Annotated in this window: 13 protein-coding genes; 11 read left to right on the top strand and 2 right to left on the bottom strand. The window is 47.5% G+C overall.

Features of this window, described 5'->3' with window-relative positions; all coding sequences use genetic code 11:
- Positions 1-3: 3 nt before the first annotated feature.
- The 9 genes from tssA (at position 4) to A1OO_RS16075 (ending at position 12,104) form a co-directional block, all read left to right on the top strand.
- A complete protein-coding gene (gene tssA, locus A1OO_RS16110; RefSeq protein WP_017003672.1) occupies positions 4-1,419 on the top strand; it encodes a type VI secretion system protein TssA in 1,416 nt (471 codons plus the stop codon).
- Between the two features lie 19 nt (positions 1,420-1,438).
- Positions 1,439-4,984 carry a type VI secretion system membrane subunit TssM gene (gene tssM, locus A1OO_RS16105; RefSeq protein ID WP_017003671.1) on the top strand — a complete coding sequence of 1,182 codons (3,546 nt, stop codon included), beginning with the start codon at positions 1,439-1,441 and terminating at the stop codon, positions 4,982-4,984.
- 24 nt (positions 4,985-5,008) lie between these two features.
- Entirely contained in the window at positions 5,009-6,283 is a 1,275-nt protein-coding gene (locus A1OO_RS16100; protein WP_017003669.1) for a type VI secretion system ImpA family N-terminal domain-containing protein, read from the top strand.
- A gap of 527 nt (positions 6,284-6,810) precedes the next feature.
- Complete coding sequence (locus tag A1OO_RS16095) at positions 6,811-7,782, top strand: LPP20 family lipoprotein (protein WP_017003667.1); 972 nt, start codon at positions 6,811-6,813, stop codon at positions 7,780-7,782.
- 21 nt (positions 7,783-7,803) lie between these two features.
- Positions 7,804-8,796 (top strand): hypothetical protein, encoded by a 993-nt coding sequence (locus tag A1OO_RS16090; protein WP_017003665.1) that lies wholly within the window; start codon positions 7,804-7,806, stop codon positions 8,794-8,796.
- A 2-nt stretch (positions 8,797-8,798) separates the two neighbouring features.
- Positions 8,799-9,398 carry an LPP20 family lipoprotein gene (locus tag A1OO_RS16085; protein WP_026023901.1) on the top strand — a complete coding sequence of 200 codons (600 nt, stop codon included), beginning with the start codon at positions 8,799-8,801 and terminating at the stop codon, positions 9,396-9,398.
- A 78-nt stretch (positions 9,399-9,476) separates the two neighbouring features.
- Entirely contained in the window at positions 9,477-11,132 is a 1,656-nt protein-coding gene (locus A1OO_RS16080) for a transglycosylase SLT domain-containing protein (protein WP_241819152.1), read from the top strand.
- 15 nt (positions 11,133-11,147) lie between these two features.
- Positions 11,148-11,309, top strand: a complete 162-nt coding sequence (locus A1OO_RS23610) for a hypothetical protein (protein WP_017003660.1) — start codon at positions 11,148-11,150, stop codon at positions 11,307-11,309.
- A gap of 3 nt (positions 11,310-11,312) precedes the next feature.
- Positions 11,313-12,104, top strand: a complete 792-nt coding sequence (locus tag A1OO_RS16075) for an ETEC_3214 domain-containing protein (protein ID WP_016958834.1) — start codon at positions 11,313-11,315, stop codon at positions 12,102-12,104.
- Between the two features lie 69 nt (positions 12,105-12,173).
- Here the strand turns inward: A1OO_RS16075 and A1OO_RS16070 are convergent, their stop codons facing one another.
- The gene (locus tag A1OO_RS16070; protein ID WP_017003657.1) at positions 12,174-16,715 is read right to left on the bottom strand and encodes an SslE/AcfD family lipoprotein zinc metalloprotease; all 4,542 of its coding nucleotides are present in this window, start codon (positions 16,713-16,715) and stop codon (positions 12,174-12,176) included.
- 361 nt (positions 16,716-17,076) lie between these two features.
- The gene (locus A1OO_RS16065) at positions 17,077-18,579 is read right to left on the bottom strand and encodes a DEAD/DEAH box helicase (protein ID WP_017003655.1); all 1,503 of its coding nucleotides are present in this window, start codon (positions 18,577-18,579) and stop codon (positions 17,077-17,079) included.
- A gap of 197 nt (positions 18,580-18,776) precedes the next feature.
- Between A1OO_RS16065 and A1OO_RS16060 the strand changes: the two genes are divergently transcribed.
- The gene (locus A1OO_RS16060) at positions 18,777-19,268 is read left to right on the top strand and encodes a cyclin-dependent kinase inhibitor 3 family protein (RefSeq protein WP_016958831.1); all 492 of its coding nucleotides are present in this window, start codon (positions 18,777-18,779) and stop codon (positions 19,266-19,268) included.
- A gap of 531 nt (positions 19,269-19,799) precedes the next feature.
- On the top strand, positions 19,800-21,743 hold the full coding sequence (locus A1OO_RS16055; RefSeq protein ID WP_017003653.1) for a phage tail sheath family protein: 1,944 nt from the start codon (positions 19,800-19,802) through the stop codon (positions 21,741-21,743).
- Positions 21,744-21,853 lie beyond the last annotated feature (110 nt).

Here is a 21,853-nt window from a genome sequence, read left to right as displayed (position 1 = left end):
CTTATGGATATGCAAACGTATCGTCAGCGAGTGACGCAACCTATCCAGGGCGCAAACCCTGTTGGAGAGCGTCTGTTGGAAGACGCCTTGTTGGATTTTGTCGAAGGACAAATGATGAAAGTCGGTTCGTTGTCCCATACGGAAGTGCAATGGGCAGAAGCGGAACAAAGTGCGTTCAAATTGATGGAAGGCACCACCAAGGATCTCAAGCTTTTGACGCATCTGTTGCAGTGTCTTCAGCATCAAGCGTCACCGGAGCGTTTTACCTTGTCGATTTTCGTATTGGCGGATTTCATTAAAGGGTACTGGGATACTTGTCATCCGGCCCCTGGTCCTCGCGGCGTGCTGCCTCGCCGCAAGTTCTACTCGCAGATCATTCAACGCACAGAAAAATCGGCAGACAAAATAGATGCCTCGATGTTCGATGAAGATCAAAAAGTGCAACTCGCCAAAGCGCTCGCTGAACTTGAGGAAGCAGCCACAGAACATGATTTACCGACGGACGGTGTCAATGACATTGGTGCGGTGGTTAAACGCAAACTCACTAACAATGAGCGAGTAGTACAAGCTACGGCTAGTGCTGCTGAAGGGGCGAGTGCAACTACCTCTTCGTCAGCAACTGCTGCAAGTGCTGGCAAGTTAGAAATTGATGGCAGCTCCGATCGCGCAGTGAAGCAAACACTACTCAAAGTGTCTGAATTCGTATCAGAACTGGATGGTGGTGGTATTGCGCTTTCGTTGCGATTACGCCGTTTCGCCGTGTGGTTTTCGATCACGTCAGTACCAGAAGCTGAAGCCAATGGGGAAACCCAATTAATGCCAGTATCACTCGATCGTATTTCAGAATATGAAGAGCAGCTTAATCGGGGGGCAGACCACGCGCTATGGCGCAAAGTGGAACAAAGTCTAACCGTGGCACCGTATTGGATTGACGGCCATTTTCTGAGTTATCGCATTGCGGTCAAGCTCGGTAACACAGAATGGGCAGACACCATCGCCAATGAAACCCGTGCCTTCATTCGTCGTCTTCCTCAGGTTACCGAACTGAGGTTTAAAGGCGGTGCGCCGTTTGTGAACGATGAAACTCGCCGCTGGCTCGATGAAGGTGAAACCTCAAGCACTGGCTCGGCAGGGACGTCTGATTGGGATGCGAAACGCAAAGAAGCCTTTACCTTAGCAGACGAAGGCGGCTTATCCGTCGCACTTGCCATGCTCAACGATGGTTTGGCGGAATCGAACGAACCAAGAGATCAATTTTACTGGCGCATGCTATCTGCGGATGTCATGCGTCGTCATCAACTGTCTGCCATGGCAGAACAGCAGTATCAAATTTTGTTAGAACAGACGACCAGAACGTCGTTGGTTGACTGGGAGCCGTCATTGATTCAACGGCTCGAAAATATAGCGAAAGCACAATAAAATCAGGGATCGAAACATTATGTTCAGCAAGTTAAAATCGCTTCTACAGAAAATGCTGCCCGCTATGAAAGCGGGACTACCCATATTATTGGTGGCTATTTTTGTGTTGCTCAACGTTGCCATTTGGTGGGCTGGCCCATGGCTCACGATCAACGACTCCCAACCGCTTGCCTCGATCACTGCGCGTGCGATTACCAGTGTTATCTTCTCTCTAGCATGGCTTGCGCTTTGGGGATTCTTACAGTGGCGAAAACTGAAAGGCTACCACGCTGACCAAGCGCGCGAGCGTCAGCTCGAAGACGATCCGATTAAGCGTTTTGAAGAGCGTCAGGAATCGGAACTTAACCAAGTCATGACGTCGCTGCAAAAAAGCCTTAATAAGCGCAATTACCTTTATGCATTGCCATGGTATTTGGTGCTTGGCCCAGAGAACGCGGGCAAAACCAGCTTGATCAATCGCTCTGGACAGAACTTTGTGTTCTCGTCGGTCATGCGGGCTTCAGGTAAGAAAAGTGAAAATCCCTTTTCCTTTGATTGGTGGATTGGCGATGACTCAGTGCTTATTGACCCTGATGGCGAATTGCTCACGCAACGCGCCACCAGTAACGACGGTGAAGGTGAGCTTGAACGCCGCCTTTGGTTGCACTTTATCAAGTGGCTAGAAAAAACGCGCAGTCGCCGTCCTTTGAACGGTGTGGTGATTGCATTAGATGTAGCAAATCTTGCCACTTCTACCACCAGTGAGCGTCGCGCTTATGCCAACCTGCTGAGAACCCGTTTGCGCGAGCTGATGGAAACCTTGTCAACGCGTTTGCCTGTTTATGTGTCGCTAACCAAACTTGATTTGTTGCATGGTTTTGAACCGTTTTTCCGTCATTGCAGCAAGGCAGAACGCGAAGAAGTGTTGGGTTTTACCTTTACGCTCGACTCTGTCGATGACCTGGATAGCTGGCTCAATGAGTTCGACAAAGACTTTGGTGCCTTTGTCGAACGCATCAACGGCATGCTGCCGAGTATTTTGATGCAAACCTATGATGGTGAAGATCGCACCGCGATTTACAGCTTCAGCCGACAAATGGCTGGTATGCATGATGTATTGAAGCAATTTCTGCACGATGCGTTCGGCAGTGATCAATTCTCAACGTCTGCGCTAGTGCGCGGTGTGTATTTCACCTCGGTGTACCAACAGGGCGTACCGACGAATGCCTTTATTGATTCCGCATCGCGTCGATACGGTATTTCTCATGCTGTAAATAGCGCACAAAATGCCAATAATTCGACCACCTACTTTACGCAACGTTTGTTCAGTAAAGTGATTTACCCTGAAGCGGGATTAGCCTCAGATAACTTCCGTGTAGCAAAAACCAAACGTCGCGTGATGATGCTGTCTGTCGTTGCTTGCTCGATTGCTTCGGTGTTGCTGATTGGCTCATGGCATCAGTATTACCTGAAAAATGTAGAGCAGGCGGATGCGGTACTCACCAAGGTAAACGAATACGAGCACAACTATTCGTCTGACGTCGTGATTGATAACGGCGTCGATATTCTTGCGCCGCTTGATACCATTCGACAAGCCACGCTGGAATTCGGTTTCTTCCGTGATAAGCCGCAGCATTTCTCTGACCTGGGGTTATATCAAGGCCATGTGATTGGTCCTGAAGTAGAACGTACTTACCTGAGCCTTCTTGAGAACCGCTATTTGCCCGCCTTACTGAAAACAGCGGCGGCTGAAATTGCAGGCGCACAAGATGATGAGCAGATGCTGACGTCATTACGCGTGTTCCGCATGATGACAGATGATGACGGCCGTTATAAGAACATGGTGCAGAACTACTTTGCGGCAGAATGGCAAGAGCAGTATCCGGGCGATCGTCAAACCCAAGAACGCTTAATGCAGCACTTAGATTACGCCATGGAGCATACTGATCTGGAAGGCGATCGTAATGCGGGGCAAGAAGACGCAGAAGCGATTCTTTCGCCGTATGATGACCTAATTGCCAATACGCAGAGACAACTGAGTCGCATGCCGATTGAGCAGCGTGTTTATCGTAACCTTAAGCAAGCATCGACATCAGTACTCGGCGCACCCGTTGATCTGGCGACGGCTATCGGACCGGTGTTTGATGTGGTGTTTACTCAGCGTACAGAAGAGAGCCGCGATTTAGAAATTCCGCGCGTGTTGACCAAGAAAGGCTTCAACAGCTATTTCATTCCAGAATCAGATTCTGTGTCTGAACTCGCATTGGTTGATAGTTGGGTTCTAGGTCAAACCGAATCGATTGATTTCTCTGATGAAGACAAACGCGTGCTTCGTGAAAAGATTCGCAGCCAATATATCGCGGATTATTCCGATAGCTGGCGTCGTGCAATGAACGACATCGACATCAAATACTTCCCCGATATTCACAATGCCGTGCTTGTGTTGGAAAGCATCACGGGCAACAACCAGCCCTTGCATCGCCTGCTTGAAGAAATCACAGACAACACGGATTTGTTCCCACAGTTACCAGAAAACGATGCAGCACGTGATGAGCTGACTAAATCGCCGCGTTATCGTGTTGCCGCATTGGTTGATAACCAGTTTTCTGAGCTGAATGGTTTAGCGACTACAGAACCCGGTAAGCCTATTTACCTTGATGAAGTGGTGGACGCCGTTTCTCAATTGACCGCTTACATGAAATCTATCAACGATTCACCCGACGTGGGTAAAGCGGCGCTAGAAGCCACAAAAGCGCGTTTGACGTTGAATAGCTCTGATCCAATTTACGTGTTGGAGCGCATCTCGACAGGCATGCCACAGCCTTATGACACCATGCTGAAAAAACTGGCGGATGAGAGCTGGTATGTGATTCGTCAAGAAGCCATTCGTTACCTTGAAGTGCGCTGGGCAACAGATGTTTACAACGAATTTCGAACCAAGCTAGCGTCGCGTTATCCATTTAACCCCGCTTCAACCAAAGATGTCGCGCTGGAAGATTTTGAAGCCTTCTTTGCCCCGAACGGAATCCTGACCGATTTCTATGAGAACAATCTGAAAATGTTCCTAGAAGATGCCGGTAATTTCGATACCGCAGAAGGTGAGAAAACGTTGATTCGTAACGACGTACTCAACCAGCTTGAGTCGGCACGTGATATTCAACAGGCCTTCTTTAATCGTAAAGGCGTGTTGGATGTTGAATTTACCCTTGAGCCGGTTGAGCTAAGTGCTAACAAGCGTCGCTCTGTGATTAACATTGACGGTCAGTATGTCGAATATAGCCATGGCCCGCGCAAGAATGTAGGGCTTATATGGCCGAATACCTTGCGTGAAGCAGCGGTGAGTAAAATCACCTTGGTGCCTGTTGCGGCTAACACGTCACCAAGAAGCATCAGTATTCGCGGCCCGTGGGCATTTTTCCGTTTGCTAGAGCAGGCCGAAGTGGTCGGTTCAACAGCAACCAGTGTCGATTATCGTTTCAATATCGACAGTGGCAACGTGATGTATAGGCTGCACTCAGAGGCGGACAGCAACCCGTTTACAGCGTCCATATTTAGAGGCTTTAAGCTCTCGCGTACTCTCTACTAACGTCATGACTAAGGACGTATAACCATGGCGCAATGGATGTTAACTGACATCGATGGTATCAAGTTAGCGGCAGATGATTCTCGTCTAAAAGACTCTGCCGACTATCAAAAGATCCGCAACGAGATAAACCGCCGTTTCAACCCATTGGCGGGATCGGTGGATTGGGAAAAAGTGCGCACATTGTGCGAGAAAGTGGCGACAACCGACGGGGCAGATTTGCTGGTGGCGATTTACTACACCGTCGCCTCACTGAAAACACAAGGTTTACCGGGTTTCGCTAATGGCTTAGAACTTCAAGTGGCTGTGCTTCGAGATACACGAGTGGATCAAGCCATGCCGCAAGCTAAGCGTATAGAGCTTTATCGTTGGATGCTGGGTCGTCTTGGTGAAGAGCTTCGTGCGATGCAGCCACAACTCAGCCAATTGCGCGACTTGTATCGTTGTGAACGTGCATTGCAAGCTATCGATCGAAACCTCTCGCAGCGAGGCAGCGAAAAAGTCGCCGATCTCGATGTGCTTGGTTACACGATATTCGAGCACATCGACAGGCTTGAAAACAGCAGCCGCCCGAACGCTGCAATATCACCACCACCTGTTGAAGTGAAGGTGAAAAAGCAAAACGCCAGTGCGTTACTTTTCGTGCTTGGCGCAATGTTGGGGGCTGCGGTTCTTTATGGCCTGCAATATGTGCAGGGTAGTCGTCCGTCTCCAACATCGGAACTCACTATTGCACTTGCTGAACCGAAGATCATTTCTTTGGAAGAGGCGCAGCAGATTCGATCTGAGTTTGGCGCGCAGGGGCTGAAGCATCATCAGAGTCAGTTGCTTAATCGTTATAGCGACAAGTTATCACTGCTAACTGATGCGGACATTTCGGATACGTTTCGTTCTAGTTTGGATCTTGCCGAGAGTGTCCAATATCTATTTCCGGATTCACCTGAAGCACAACAAATGACGGAATCTATTCAGCGTTGGCAGTCAGGCGTTGTGGCAGACTTTGATGAACTCAATGATCGCTTTGTCACAGCAAGGACTCGCGCGGCTAATGTGAGTTTGCTTGTGAGAACAGGGAAGATAGATCAAGTACAGGCATTAGCCGTTGGTCTGGAAAACTACGCGATAAGCTTATCGCCTTTGATTGCTCGCATCACATATGCAGAACGGTTGATTCAGCAAGGTGAATTTATGAAAGCTGAAACAGAACTTGAAGTACTAGATAAGAATCTGAAATCAGTGGTCATGAAAAAAATGTTGCTTCAGCGGTTACTGGCCAAGCAGAAGGCGTTAGCATCGAGGTAATTATTACCCAAAAATTTGTTCCGTGAATAGCGTGAACGTCACTTTGATTAAACAATGCGCCAATTAGATTGGCGCATTTTTTAATCACCTGTTTTAAATGTTTAATCTTTCCCCTTGATCCTCTTTAAATGCGACTTTAGTAATTCGAAGTGCTCTTGGGTTGAAAGTCTCTCCAATTAAAATTCATAATCCCAACTAATAAATACCAATTAAAATATACCCTAGTTGTAGAATGTTATTCTCTGTTTAAGACTGTCTATTTTATTTATGATTTAAATGTCAGGATTTGGCCTGTTTTTTCACGTCAGCATTACTTTTAGTATTGAAAAAATAGATCTTTATCCAGATAATGCCGCCAATAATTTCGAAGGGGGTTGACTCTGTGAATTAATCCTTATTAAAAATATTCTTTAAATGAGAGTTTGGTTTTGTTGTTGTCCAACTTTCCGTATTGGTTTGTTGTTTAACTATTGCGCTAACTTCATGTGCATTTTTCAGAAAACACTCTGATTAGGCGGTATCCAAAAATGATGAAAAAAATCTACGCAGCGCTATTGCCTATGATTATCGCAGGCTGTCAATCAACCACGCCTCCTGATTGGTATATTGTTGAGACGGTTAACGATCCAAGTTATATCTATTCGGTGGGAGAAGGGCGCAGCCTAAATCTCGCGAAAAAATCCGCGTTAAGCCAAATTAATGAACAACTATGGACTCAGGTAGATTCTTCTTTCACCAAAGATGATCGCTTTCGACAAATTAACGACAGCTCCCTTAGCTACGAAAATGTAAAGAGCACCGTCAATGCAAAGTCCGCGCAACTAACATTAATTGGTACGGAATATCTGCGCAGTGAGCAAAATGATATTGCCTATTACGTGCAGGCTCGTGTGAAGCGTGACAATGTCAAAAGCCAGATAGAGAGCGAGCTGAGCCAAATCGAAAGCAATGCTGAGGCTCAGCTGAAGAACCTGTCACATCAAGATACGCTGACGTGGTGGTTAGAGAATAACGATTTAGAAGACGAATTGTCAGAGCTTTATGTGCGCATCGGTATTCTTTCAACGATGAACGAGAACGGTGCAAATGAAATTATCCATCTGCCCAAATTGGTCGCAACAGTGGACCAAGTAAAGTCCAGTATTTTTGTTTACATAAAACCTGATGCTAATGATAAAAAAAGCGCAGCGTTTGTCGCAGAAAAATTCAGTGCAGTGGGTATTAATACGACTACAAAAATGAGTCAATCTGTCTCGCATATTTTGACCATGAATTCGGATTATCGAAAAAACAAAGTGGGTGATGCATTTATCACCACAAAAGTAACAGAACTATCACTTAAAAATAAAAAAGGACAAACATTGTCCACGAGTGAAGTAATTTCAACTGGTAATTCAGTTTCAAATTTCAAATTTTCCCATGAAGGTGCGGAACGTCACTTTTCTGCGCAAATAGAAGAGAAAGGCATTTGGCCATCTTTGGGATTACAAAAAATATAATATTACACTGGAGTAATAAAAGTGTTTAAAAAATCGTTAGTGGCAGTGGCTCTTACATCTGTAATTTCTGGTTGTGTGTTGACGACTGAAGTCTGTTTGCCAAATGCACAAGTCGAACTCGAAACAGCGGCGGTTCCTGGTAAAAAAGCGCAAGACATTAAAGTGATTGTTCTGCCTGTTGACATGGCTTTTGAAGACTCGGCGAAAGGCCGTCTTCAAACGGTTTACCGTAACGATCTTGAAGCCACCATTGAAAAAACTGGCAGCAAGCTTGTTGACCGTAAGTTGGCAAACAAACTGAAAGGTGAAATCAAGTTAGCGGAACAAAGTGGTCGTTACAATAAAACCGGTGTACCAATCGCCGATCTGGCCATTATCACCGAAGTAACAGCCAGCGATCTTTCATACAGCTTCACTGAGCGCCGTGAAAAAACCAATGACGAGGGCGAAACCAAGGTTTACCCCGCTCACTGTGATTTCCGCACTGAAGTGAAAGCAGTAGCTAAAGTGGTGTCTTTGCCAGAAATGAACCTTGTTCAGCGCATTGAGCTAGCAAGCTACGACACATTTACTTCTGAAACCACCAACTCTAAGTGCCCAATCTCTAACGCGCAGTATACCTCTATGGCAAGTGAAGCGGCGGCGAAATCAGTGAAGTACAACTTTGAGCTTCAAAAGCTGCTTGCGCCTTCGGCACCAGTGATGGAAATGCGCCAGTGTGAACATGGCACCATGGTGAAAGTTGCAATGGGGTCAAACAAGCGTATTCAGCCAGGTGCAGACATCTCTTTCTCTCAAGTATTCAAATCGGACGAGGGTCATGTTGAGACGTATACCGTCGGTGAAGGTTATGTTGTCAATCATCTGAGCGACTCAGTTAAACCTACATTCTCTTGGGTAGCAATCGATGAAGAACTGTCGATGAAATTGCGCAAAGGTGATACCGCTAAATTGGTTCCTGAAGAGTGTGCGATTTGGGATATAGCGTGTACGACCAATAGCTGGATGAATTAATGATTAAGAAATCTCTAGTTGCTGCCTCATTGGCACTGCTTCTTTCAGCTTGTTCTAACAACGCAACCGTTGAGCAAAGCCAAAACTTTGCTGCATGTACTTTCCCTGACTCTCCGAAAGATGAAGCACCAGGTTGGGTATGTGATGTGATGCCGACAGACATCGGCATCGCTGCGACAGGTTATGCGAAGAAAAGTGCAGCGGGCATGAGCGTGATGCGCAAAGTTGCTGCGAATGAAGCGCGTGTTGCTTTGGCCTCTCAGTTTCAGATCGACGTGAACAACATGTTCAAACAAGCGGTTGAGTCCACCATGAGCACAAACACCGAAGACGGTGTGAGTGAATCTGTGATGGAAACGTTTGAAAATGTCACTAAGACAGTCGTGTCTCGTTCACTCACTGACAGCCGTGTGCTGGTCAGCCAAGTGAGCCCAACGGGTGGATTGTATGTGCTTGTTGGTATGGACAAAGAAGCCTTCAAAGCAAACCGAAACGGCGCTATTGACGCTGCGGGTGAAGATGCAACGTTGTGGAATCAATTCAACAACGAGCAAGCGGCCGATGATTTGGCAAAAACGCTTGAGTCTCTGAAACAACTTTAAGCGCTTTGTGCAATTAAAGAATCGATATTATGAGGTTATCGCGAGGTAACCTCTTTTTTATGGTGCTAGGTACCGAAAATGGCGACGAATAGAATAAAGGCGTTGGCAGTGTGTATCGCTGTCGTATTGAATGCTGCCTCTCCATTGGCGACTGCAGATTCTTTTGCTGAGTTAGATCGAGAAGTAAAACGGGTGAATCAGCCTCAACAAGAAAAATTCGCTGAGTTTTACCAATGGCTTGATAACTACTTGTCTGAGTACGAAGCGTGGCGAGATGAATACACCTCGAATTTAGACAAAGAACGTGAATTGCTGATTGACCAATGGGGTAATGGTGAAGTGTCTGATTCAACCAAATCGGTTGAATATTCAGACAGTAACACAGTGAAAAAAGTCGTTGATTATGATGATAATACGGCGACCATTTCAGTGTTAGTTGATGCAGACCAAGACGCATCATCGGCACGAGAAGCGCTTGAGGTATTGGACGTTGATGGCCAAACACTGTCACTTGAAAATGCGAGTGAAGACGTCGCTTATGTTGATTATTCGTCAGTGCAAGAAGGCATTGAAAAGCAGTTCATTATCGATCAAATTCAGGTGCAAATGCGTGAACTTGACGTTCAAGCAGAGCGACTGATCCGTTCAAATACGGGGATTCCAGAATCCTTTATTTATGAACGTGCACATAAGAAAAAAATCGCCCTTCTACAAACTGCTGCACCACGAATTACGTCGATAAGTGAACAGTTCAAAGCCAAACGCAAAGAACTGGGTATTCCTGAAACTGTTGAGGCGAAATCTGTCAAAGTTGCAAAAATCGCTGTTGCCGAAAACGTTGTCAGTTCACCGAAGGTCAACATTAAACCTACTGAACATGTTGAAACAGTAGCTGCAACGTCACCCGCTGAAATTTCATCGAAAGAAGAGATCGCAAAGATTGAGCCGAAGCCGGCGGTAACGGTGAAGCCCGAAGAAATAGTTACCCTGATAGGCGAATTAGCCAAGGGTGAATCTTCGAAACTGGACGTAATATCTAAGGTGCCAGCGGTTGCTGTGACGGCAGGTCAACTGACGCAGCCTTCAGTGGCTACCAAGGTTAAACCTGCAGAAACCAAAGTCGCGCAAGTGCAAACTTCAAGCGTTAAGGCCGACAAGAAAGTGGTGAGTTACAAAGTAAAATTACCAGAAAACTCACTAAAAAAACGCGCATCTACCTTTCAACCATTGGTTGAAAAAGAAAGCGAGCGTTGGGAAATTGATGCTGCGCTTGTCATGGCAATTATGCACAGTGAATCTTCTTTCCGCCCTGATGCGAAATCACATGTTCCTGCTTTTGGCTTGATGCAAGTTGTGCCGAACAGTGCGGGTCACGACGTGAACAAATTGTTCCGTAAGATCGATTCTCCAATGTCGGCAGCAGACCTCTACGTTCCGCCTATTAACGTTGAGACGGGCACTGCCTATCTCAATATCTTGGATAAGCGCTATCTGAAGTTCGTTACCAACGAAGAAGCTCGCCTTTATTGTGTGATTGCGGCTTACAACACCGGTGCTGGCAACGTTGCAAAAGCGTTCAATAAAGACAGGTCGACCAACATTCGTAAAGCCGCAGTGGTGATCAACAGCATGACGCCGGACGAAGTGTATAACCACCTGCTTGAAAATCTACCTTACGATGAAACCAAAAATTACCTGCGAAAGGTAAAGGGTCGAATCGCGATGTATCAATAACTTTGGAGAACAAGCATGTTTAGGATTTTTGTCTTTGGACTAATGGGCATTGGCGTATTTATCGGTGTGCGTTTTGCTGATGATATCAAGCAGTACGTGAGTCAAGATGAAATCGAAGCGTTCATCGAACACGTTATTGAAACCGCAATAGAAAAACTGGAAGATTTGAAGGGGTAATGCATGTCGGTGGTTGAAGCCAACGAGCTAAATGAAACGCAGGTACTTGAAGAAATACAGCGTAGTAACTTAAAGGAACGTGTACGAGAGAAATGGGCCAAGACAATCACATTTGTCTCCATTGTAGCCATTGCCTTAGGTGGGCTTAACGACACCATGGATGCAATTGATAAGGTGTATAACATTACGCTTTCTCAGTTTACGGATATTCCTTCGCACAATAATCTGGAACGTGTATATATTCGCGCGTCTGAAGATGTGCTTGAGGAAACCTTTGGCGCGCCTGTTTACATTAAGAAATCGATGTCTGGCGATTTCATCAAATATTATAACGACAAGCGTTTTGTGCTTTCTGCCGTGACGCGTGATGGCGCAATTACGGCTTTCCTTGTTTTTCCGAAAGAAGGTTATACACCGAATAGCGCGGAGCATGCGGGTGGTGAGGAACTGTTAGAAACCGCATTTTCTTCCAATGAAAGCGTGAGCGATATTCGTGTTAACTTCTCTCGTTCAGTGAGCTACTACATTGAAGAGAACACGACGGGAACGTTCAGTAATCTTTATAGCTCTGTCGCTGGGTACAGCGAGTTTCTTGAGCCGTTAGACGAACAGAAGCAACGTCTGTTGTCAGAGTTATCGGATGGCTTGATGTTAGGTGATGATATTACCGAAATGGTGGTAAGCCTGAGAGACGCGGTAACGCCAAACTTTTATGGTTACAGCAACCAAGGCTTAGAAGTGCTTGAAAGTGCGATTCTGACGTTGACGGAATACAGACTCATTACAAAGCAATAGGCCAAGTCCATTGTGAGCCACACGAAGAAGGGAGCCAAATGGCTCCCTTCTTTTATTTGTTTTCAATGATTACAGCGCTGGCACTCCCACCGTCACCGAATCAATCGCAAGTGGATTGCGTGTAGGAAGCGGAAGCTTTAACGCACGAACTGTAGCAAGACCTTGATCAGTAACCCCTCCTGCGTATTGCGGTTTGGAAACGCCAGGCAAAATACTCGCCACGACACCTGGGTTCCACGCTTCAAAGAAGGCGGTTAAATCAGTTTGAGCGGCATAAGATGCACACAGCAGCAAAGCGTCACTCTTACCTAAGTTTGATTGGTAACATTGGTTCTCACCGACTAAACGCATCCCATTTTCAGATTGGTTACGTGTGAGGCGATGCATTAATTTGTAAAGGTTAAAGCCATTCATGCCAAGTTCTTGATTGTAGAAATCTGGCAGTTCGCCTTCGTACCATTGGGTGATGTCCAGCTCTGTGTCTGCCCATTCTTTCAGTTGTGCAAACATCAATAGGCGCTCGCCTGCACCGCCTGCGCCCCAAGCGTGACCGTTTTCCGCAGCAATAAAATCTGGCGCGATGCGAATATCTCGCTCAACACGCGACATGGTTCCAAGGTACTTTTGCTGCATGTACAAACCCAGTGCGTTGTTGGCCACTTCCGTTGCGCCTTCCACTGTCAGTGGGGCTTCAGCGGCGTTGTGGCCGACTTCATGCCAAATTAACCAATCGTTCAGAGGCGTTGTCGGTATACTTTCGCTGTCGGCATTAAAGCTGCTGTTCATCACCGGATAACCCGAGTGAGCGGCACCAATACTGATGGCAACATCGTTAACAAACGCATGGCGATTGTTTGATGTGTCTGAGTGGGTCGCTGCACGGTTGTGTTGTCCGTTAATGCCTTCGTCTCTCGCATAAAAGTCATTGAGATCTTTTGCGAAGGTATCAAGGTCTGCTGAAAACTGAGCAATTCCTCCCTCAATGTTTGCTGCGACCATGTTAGCTTTGGGTGCGGTGTAGATGAAGCTGTTGGACACCACATCTCCCATTGGAGCAGGGGAGTGCTGTGGATTCACCCACTCACCCTTATTGCCGTCAAACAAAGGTGCGGCGACCGTGCCGTTGAACGTGATATCAACGGCACTACTGTTGCCACCTTGCACGTAAATCAAACCGCCGTAAGGCACAGTAAATTCACCGCTGCTCATCAATGAGTAGCTTTGTTGCATGCGGGGTGGACGTTTCAGTGCAAGCTCGTGTTTCTCGCGCCCGGTCAAATCGTCATGCAGACCGATGGTGAAAGTAACAGGAGACGTATTCCCGGATACGCTGACTGTCACTTTTTTATGTGCAACGGCCCATTGCCCAGTGGCTTGTCGGTTGCCCGCGTAGTAAGCAACGGTATTTCCACTCATATCAAAGGTCAGGTCTTTGCCCGTATTGTCTCCGTCTGGCTCACCCGGGAACTGGCTGATATCCACTTTCACGTCGTAGTCCCAGAAAGAACGCCCCAGCATCAAACGCGTAAGAGGTTTTTCCATGTAGTTGAGCGGGTAACTTGGGTTCATTAGCCCTGCATATTCACCGCCATCTGCGCCATAGATCATCGCCATGTTAACCAGTTGGTTGCCAAGCTCTTCTGGGCAACGCGTACCCTCGGCTCCAGTGTCTTTTGAATAGCAGTTTAGGAATTGGGTGAATTTTTCGAAGCCCAATTCGTCAACGAGATTCGCTTCATAGCGATAATCCAGATCGTTCCACAGCCAAACAGACATGTTGGTGTAGAGTCGATTCAAATCGACGCTGCTTAAACGTTCCCCTTGTTGACCACTGGTGCGGAAATAGCGCTCGTGTTGGTACAGAAGCTCAATGTTGGTGCCCAAGTCCGCCGCTTTGATCATGGCGCGTGCTTCTTTGTCTCCCAAATCCAATTTGGTATAGATTGGGCGAGACATGCCGCCAGTCAGCGGAACGTTATTTCCAGGACGATACTCAAGACAGTTGATTTCATAGTGGTAGCTAGAGTCGGTACATGCTTGGTAGGTACGCTGACCATCGACGGAAAATTTACTCAGTAAATCATTGATGGCTTTACGCAGTGACTTGGTATCAATAACTGGCTCGCCATGTGATACGTCAATATGACCGTTGTCATCACGTACGAAATGGTCTTCTTCGCGAATAAACGCTCTATGAGCGACGTCTTTACCGTCTTCGCCTTTCTCTACGTAATAAGCAGTTTCCAGATTGGGCTTATCATCAGGTTTATCGCTTTCGATAAAATCCCAAGTCACATTGCCATTTTGGTCAATGTTGTAAGGCAGTTTTGGTTGCTCGCCGTTTTCACCATCAATAGCCGCGTAACGTTCAATGATGTAAAGGCCATATTCACGGTGTGAGCGCACGCGATCAGCATAACCATCATTCGGGCCGTTGCCGTTTGGCACAACAGATTCACCCATGCCAAATGCAATGCCTGCCGCATCCAGCAAGCGACCTAACTCGCCAGCGTCATTGGTCGCTCGCAAGGTTTCCATGACGAGAATGCTGCCGCCCTTAGACACGTATTCCATCAGTGCCGTGGTGTCATCTTGGCTCAATTTAGGACTGTGGGTATTGGCGGTGTGGGGAGGAAGATAGGAATCACCCGTTGGACCGTTGTAATCGAATCCGTTAATGATCAGTAGCGGCGTATCTAAAGGGTCAATGCCATCAAATGACTGGGTTTGCTCGGTGGTCACATTGAAATCATCAGCAATCACGTAGTCGGCTTGATGACCCAGGGTAATGCCTGCGCGAGTGAAATACACATGCGGAATGTTGGTGCCGACTTTGATCTGCTCATCAGCGTTGCGGTTTGTCAGATAGCGGATGACATTGCTGAAGAAATGCTTCATGTCATCGCCATCTTGTCCATTGGCACATTGACGATTACCGCCCCAAGAGTACCCGTCTGGACACACTAAGATCGAGTTGTAACGGGCGTTACCCATCACCATGATTTTGCCTTTACCTAATTCACCGATGCTGACAAATGGCAGGCCATAGGTGGCAGTGTTAGCACCCGCTAAATCAGGTTTCACCTTAGGGGATTCGGTGATGTACGCTAAGTCACGCTCGTCGTAGGCTTTAGGCTGACCGAATTCAATCCAATAGTTATTGTCGTTACGCGCCATCATGACAGGGAATGCGCGGTTCGAAATATTCACCGCCGCTTGTCCACGCGCGGTGCCTACGCTGCCATAAAACCAAGTTGCATCGGCGAAAACATGGAATTTATCGACAGGCTTCCAACCTTGGGTGACGGCATCGTTGATGCCCCAAAGCTTGTTGATGTCTTCTTGAATGTTTTGCAACTCGTCGGTAGCAACACGAACGTCCGGTTGAGCGTCAAAACGAAATGCTGAAGAATGACAGGTTGCCCCGCAAATGGCGTCATCGATTTGTTTTGCAATCCCACGTTCAAACTGATGTTCAAACTCGGCAGGGACGGTTTGGGTTTGACCACCACCCACTTCAAGCTCGGTGTCTTTGTCGTTAAGAGACAGCGAGATCGCTTCGTTGATCACGTTAGGGTATTGCGCGAATACACGTTCAACGGTGTCATTGATTGAGAGTGTTTCCCCCTGCTTAGTCGCATAGCGATGAACCAGTGCTTCAGCATTGCGCCCACGTTGCTCAACGCCTAAATCAGCCAGCGTAAACCTAGTTTGGTTAGCGCGAAGGCCGCCTAGTTCAAAGGTATCGATACCGAACGAGAGGGTTTCGCCCCACACAAATTCAAACTCACCTGACGCGTTAGTTTTTCCACGAGAAGATCGGCTGAAGTAAGACAAACCTTGAACGGGCTTGCCATGCGAATCAGTGATGATCGCTTTAGACAGAATCGTTTCTGTTGGTTTGTACTGATAGGACTCTTCGGCGTTAGCGGAAACGAAACTCCCATTTAGATTTGTCGATGTGCCTTCTGACACTTCGGGTTCAACATCTGGCACGTGGGTGCTAGGCAGTTTGTCAGCAAGGTTCTCTTCAGCTGGCTCTTCTTCCAGCAATTTGTCGAAATCTACGGGTGCTAAAGACAGGTCATTGTTGTAAGTCGAAGAAAACGCGAGTTCATCTTGAGTTGTCATCGAAGGGAAATCAATTTGATTGCCATGAATTGGTGCAACAGAAGTGATCAATGCTTGTGCATTACGCAATTTGTCTGGGCTATTGGCAAATTCATTCGCACTTTTCAGTGAAAGACGATGACGAACAATGGCCTCGCGGGTTCCCGATGGTTGTTCGTCAAAGATATGACTGAAAGAGGCCAGTACTGTGCCGTTGTATTCACAAACAACCGCATCGTTTTGAGAGAACTCAAACGCATTCGCCTGTTCACCGTTACAGGTGACCGAAGCGCCAAATACCTTGGTGCCATCTAGGGAGAATTCGCCAGCAATTATTGGGTCCGGCATACCCATATCGGGAGAGCCATCAGTTCCTTCTTCAGGAAGAACTGGGGCTGGTGTTTCAACGTCAACATCAGGCTGAAGGGGAATAGATGATTCGCTGTTACACCCTGCAAGGAGTGCAATGATGAGCATGGAAAGTCGTTTTTTATTATGCATTATTGTTCCAATGTGCCACTTAACGGCAGATAAATGGAGGGGGCTTTTCTATGAGGTACTTAATGAAAAAGCGGCACGTTTTACTGCAAAATTAAGGTAAAGACGAGTTTTATATGCAAAAACCTGAACGAGTGTTGTCTATGTGCACAAAGTGAGCGTTTTTAGACCGTAAGATAATGAGATTATTGCAGTTTTAGTGGGAGGCGTTGATATGAGTGCGTAGTGGGGCAAGGTGAAACTACTGATACAAGATGCGAGTAAAATAAGGTCTTTTGTTGCGCTGAAACCGGTGATAAACCGAATAAAAAAAGCCAGATCAAACGATCTGGCTTTCTGTTTTGTGCGTTGCTTTCAGGCTAAATTAGCTCGCGTTTGCGGCGCTTTTTGACGGCGTACGACGACGGTTAGCGCCGGGTTTGCCTGCGTTGTTGCCTTGTGGGCGTTGACCATTGTTACCTTGTGGCTTACCACGTGATTGCGTTTGGCCTGCATTGTTGCCATTGCGGCTGTTGCTGTTACGGTCAGCGCCTTCACGACGTGCTTGGCCTTCGCCAGTGCCTTCCGCTTTTTGACCTTGCTGTCCGCCTTGGCGTGGCTTGCGATTTTCAAATACGGCCTTGTCACCATTGCCTTTATAGCTAGAAGAGCGGCGTCCACCTGTTGGTGCACTTGGCTTCTTCGGTTTCTTGGCGCGGATTGGACGAGAGTCCAGTTTAGATTCTGGCACTGGAATGCTTGGCTTAAAGCCCTGCAGTTCTTGGCGTGGCAGCAATTGTTGAATCAGACGCTCGATGCCGAACAGATCGTCCGCTTCGTCAGCACAAACCAACGAGATGGCTTTACCCACTTCGCCAGCACGACCAGTACGACCGATACGGTGAACGTAATCTTCCGCAACGTTTGGCAAGTCAAAGTTAACCACTTGTGGTAACTGTGGAATATCGATGCCGCGAGCAGCAATGTCAGTGGCAACCAACACACGCACTTCGCCAGATTTAAAATCAGCCAGTGCTTTAGTACGCGCGCCTTGGCTCTTGTTACCGTGAATGGGTGCAGCGGTAATGCCTTCTTCATTGAGGAAATGCGAAAGCTTGTTTGCACCGTGTTTTGTGCGGCTGAAGACCAACACCTGACGCCAGTTGCCTTCTTTGATTAGCTTAGTCAGCATTGCTGATTTCTTTTTCTTGTCGGCAGGGAAAATACACTGCTCAACAGTACGCGCCGTCGAGTTGGCAGGCGTTACTGAAATTTCAACAGGATTGTTGACCAAACCTTTTGCCAGCTGACGAATTTCATCAGAAAAAGTTGCTGAGAACAGCAGGTTCTGACGATTTTTCGGCAGCAGATCTAGGATTTTTTTGATGTCACGGAAGAAACCCATGTCCAACATACGGTCAGCTTCATCAAGAACCAGTACTTCAAGCTGAGAGAACTTCACGGCATTTTGGCTGTACAGGTCAAGAAGACGACCCGGTGTTGCCACCAAAATCTCAGTACCTTTACGTAGTGCTGTCATTTGTGGGTTAATTTTAACGCCACCGAAAACAACCGTTGAACGAAGGCGCAAGTGCTTGCTGTAAACCACGGCGTTTTCATGGATCTGCGCGGCAAGTTCGCGCGTTGGCGTCAGGATAAGAACGCGAGTGTGATTTGGTTTAGCGCGTTCACCTTGGCTCAATTTTTCAAGGATTGGCAGGACAAATCCAGCGGTTTTACCTGTACCGGTTTGTGCTGCAGCCATGACATCCTTGCCTTCCAGAACAGCAGGGATAGCCTGTGCCTGAATTGGAGAAGGCGTCGTGTAACCCTTCTCTTGTATCGCTTTAAGGATTGGTGCAGAAAGACCTAACGAGGTAAAACCCATATTTATAATTCTCAATAAGATTACGTCCCAAAATGGACGGCTGATGGCACATTCGCCAAGTCAGTAGGGAAAGGGGCGCTATTCTGAGGCTTTTGATCGTTATCATCAACGACTATCGCTATTTAATTTGCAATACTTTATCGGCAAAATAGCATCGCAACCAAAATCAGCAAGATGAAAGGATCAAAGGGAAATAAATGACACATCCAATATGGGAACTGCCTGTAGAAACGGGCGCATTGATCTTAACGCCTTGCCCTGGCACCAAAGGCACGCCACTAAAGGAAAGCTTAGAGCAACTTAAAGCACAAGGCGTGACCGTAATAGTGACGGCGATTAACCACGCCGAAATGGCGAAAAAAGGTGTGACCGAATTGAGTGACTGCGCGGAGCAAGTCGGTATCGCTTGGTTCCATGCGCCGATTGAAGACGATGAAGTGCCGGAAGCCGTGTTTGTGCAAAGCTGGCAGCAGTGCCAACCTCGCTTGCATCAGGCCATCGGCAATGGTGAAAAAGTGGCGCTACATTGCATGGGCGGGTCAGGTCGCACGGGTTTAATGGCTGCGCACTTGCTGCTAGAGCGTGGCTGGGAGCTGGATGACATTATTCGCGAAGTACAAGCCCTCCGCCCTGGAGCGTTCACCAAGCAAGTTCAAATGGATTATATTCGCGATTTCGTCAGCAAGTAATCCGCTTTACATCCTCGATATAAAAAAGCTGCCTCTGCAGCTTTTTTTGTGTCGATATGATTGTCACAGATGTTGAGAGGCTGATTGGGAATACAAGAATAGGGGGACGGCAATAAGCAGTAATATGTATATCAATGAATCTAGCCTTTAAGTCACCAAGGCTAATAAGTTAGACAATAAAGAGAGTATTGATAGCTGCTTATTCCCTTATTTCATCAATAAATAAGAACGATTACATTTCACCTAATCACTTGAAAATTAGTCATTAATACGACTGTTCTTTTTCCGCTATACGATCTTCTAAAATCGCACGCTCCAATTTTTAAGACAGTGGCGCAGTCAAATATTGACCATGATCTTGTGTATCGTAAGATCGATACTGTGTCTGTCGTGGTATGCAACCCTGACTTATTCCCCATCCGTTTAACAACGCTAATTTAGGTTTCTATCATTGGGTTTGCGTCAGGGCATTCCTACCACAAGTTAACGCCAATCATTAAGGATCCATTGTCTTGGTAGAGGAGGTCACCCATGCCAGTAGCACTGACATATCCCGGCGTTTATATTCAAGAAATTCCCAGTGGTAGCCGATCAATTAGCGGAATTGCCACATCCATTTCTGCGTTTGTCGGTGGCTTTTCCCGCGGCCCTCTCAATGTCCCTGTACGTATGTTCCATGTCGGCGATTTCGATACGAATTTCGGCGGCGTGCATACGGACAGTGAAACCAGCTATGCGCTCTCGCAGTTTTATATCAACGGCGGCGGTGAAGCAATCGCGGTGCGAGTTGGCGGTGGTACCAACGGCAACCTAACAGCGCAAAGCTGGAATGGCGCAACCTCGCTCACTTTTTCTGCCGGACGACAATTTCAGGACAATGCGGTTCAAGATCCCGGTGGATGGAACAACCACATTCGGGTCGATGTTGATTATCAATCGTCAGACTCCTCCGCGTTGTTCAATCTCGCGGTGACAGAAATTCGCCACGTTGATGGGCTGGAAATTCCGGTTCGTAACGAGTCCTACCGCAATGTATCCATGTTGGCGACCCATCCTCGCTATGTATTGAATGTCGTCAATGATGATTCAATGATGGTGCAACTTACCACGGCGGGTAATACCGACATGCCGGCACCTACCGGATTTTACTCCGATGTTCAGGACACCACGCAGTATGCGGGTATGGCCGATGCCAACACCTTGCAGGTTGATTTAGGGACGGGTGCGCATGACGTGACAGTGGATGCCACCACCAAACCGGTGACTATCGCTGATGCCGCATTGATGCTACAAAACGCGATCCGCGATACAAGACCCGCCGATCCGCTTTGGGCGCAATGCCAAGTGGTGGTGCGCGGCACAAGAATAGGTGTTTTCACTGGCAGAAACAGCGCCGAATATCGCGCAGGACAAGTGGTGTCCGTGGCGGAGTCAGTCGGTGATTTCGGCACCGTAATCGGCTTAGTCGGCAGTGTCACCGCCAATGTTCAACAATACGCCATGAATACCGCTGCACCGGCTGGGCATCAGACCGTTGCGACGGCGGGAGTCGATGCTGCTACTGCTGCTACCGCTGCGCAACTGCGTGGGAATCGGGCATTGCGCACGGGTTTTTATGCCTTGGAAGATGTGGATTTATTCAATCTTCTCGCCATACCTGAAGCGTCAGATTTGGGTTCGGTTGCCAATATGTCCAGCGTGATAAGCCCTGCCATGAGCTATTGCGAAGAGCAGCGTGCCTTCTTATTGATTGACCCACCTGCAGATGCAAACAGTGTTGACGAGGCCATAGATTGGCTTGATGAAGTCGCAGGTGCAGGCCTTCGTCATCGTAACACGGCAGCTTACTATCCTCGGGTTCAGGTTCCTGACCCCAACAATGAAAACCGACTCAGAACCATCGCCCCGAGTGGCACGATTGCTGGGCTTTACGCGCGTAAAGATACCGAAGCGGGTATTTGGACAGCAGCAGCAGGGATCACGGCAAGTCTTCGCAATGTGATTGGCTTTAATCATGCCCTGACCAATAACGAAATTGGGCAGCTAAACCCTATCGGTCTTAATTGCCTAAGAAACGGCGGGATCAGCGGGAACATTGCATGGGGTGCAAGAACCTTGCGTGGCGCGAACGAATTGGCGTCTGAATGGACTTACATTCCCGTGCGGCGAACCGCGTTGTTTATCGAAGAGTCCTTGTTCCGAGGCTTGCAGTGGGCCGTTTTCCAACCTAATGACGAACCGCTTTGGTCAGAAATTCGCATTGCGGTGGGTAATTTCATGCAGGGACTGTTCAGACAAGGCGCATTTCAGGGCACGGCACCCGAGCAGGCGTTTCGTGTCAAGTGTGATGCGGAAACCACTACGCAAGCTAACATCGATGCGGGCGTGGTGAATGTGCTGGTGGGTTTCGCGCCGTTAAAACCTGCGGAATTTGTGGTTGTGAGTCTGCAATTGATGAATAACAGCGGCGGGTAATCCTTCTACCTGTTGGTGAAAGCCCGCAGGTCTGTTGGAAATCATTTTTCGGTTCCGTGTTGTTCGGTTTTATTGGTTTAGTGTTCTTCGGTAAATAGCGAGGGGGCGAC

Origin of the sequence: Enterovibrio norvegicus FF-33, assembly GCF_000286835.2 — a bacterium.
GTDB lineage: Bacteria > Pseudomonadota > Gammaproteobacteria > Enterobacterales > Vibrionaceae > Enterovibrio > Enterovibrio norvegicus_A.
The sequence above is the reverse complement of the archived record's forward strand: the minus strand, read 5'-3'. Positions and strand labels throughout refer to the sequence as shown.

Bases quoted from the DNA above. Each gene is read 5' to 3' on its own strand.
- tssA (WP_017003672.1), top strand. From the start codon at position 4: ATGGATATGCAAACGTATCGTCAGCGAGTGACGCAACCTATCCAGGGC.
- tssM (WP_017003671.1), top strand. From the start codon at position 1,439: ATGTTCAGCAAGTTAAAATCGCTTCTACAGAAAATGCTGCCCGCTATG.
- A1OO_RS16100 (WP_017003669.1), top strand. From the start codon at position 5,009: ATGGCGCAATGGATGTTAACTGACATCGATGGTATCAAGTTAGCGGCA.
- A1OO_RS16095 (WP_017003667.1), top strand. From the start codon at position 6,811: ATGATGAAAAAAATCTACGCAGCGCTATTGCCTATGATTATCGCAGGC.
- A1OO_RS16080 (WP_241819152.1), top strand. From the start codon at position 9,477: ATGGCGACGAATAGAATAAAGGCGTTGGCAGTGTGTATCGCTGTCGTA.
- A1OO_RS23610 (WP_017003660.1), top strand. From the start codon at position 11,148: ATGTTTAGGATTTTTGTCTTTGGACTAATGGGCATTGGCGTATTTATC.
- A1OO_RS16075 (WP_016958834.1), top strand. From the start codon at position 11,313: ATGTCGGTGGTTGAAGCCAACGAGCTAAATGAAACGCAGGTACTTGAA.
- A1OO_RS16070 (WP_017003657.1), bottom strand. From the start codon at position 16,715: ATGCATAATAAAAAACGACTTTCCATGCTCATCATTGCACTCCTTGCA.
- A1OO_RS16065 (WP_017003655.1), bottom strand. From the start codon at position 18,579: ATGGGTTTTACCTCGTTAGGTCTTTCTGCACCAATCCTTAAAGCGATA.
- A1OO_RS16060 (WP_016958831.1), top strand. From the start codon at position 18,777: ATGACACATCCAATATGGGAACTGCCTGTAGAAACGGGCGCATTGATC.
- A1OO_RS16055 (WP_017003653.1), top strand. From the start codon at position 19,800: ATGCCAGTAGCACTGACATATCCCGGCGTTTATATTCAAGAAATTCCC.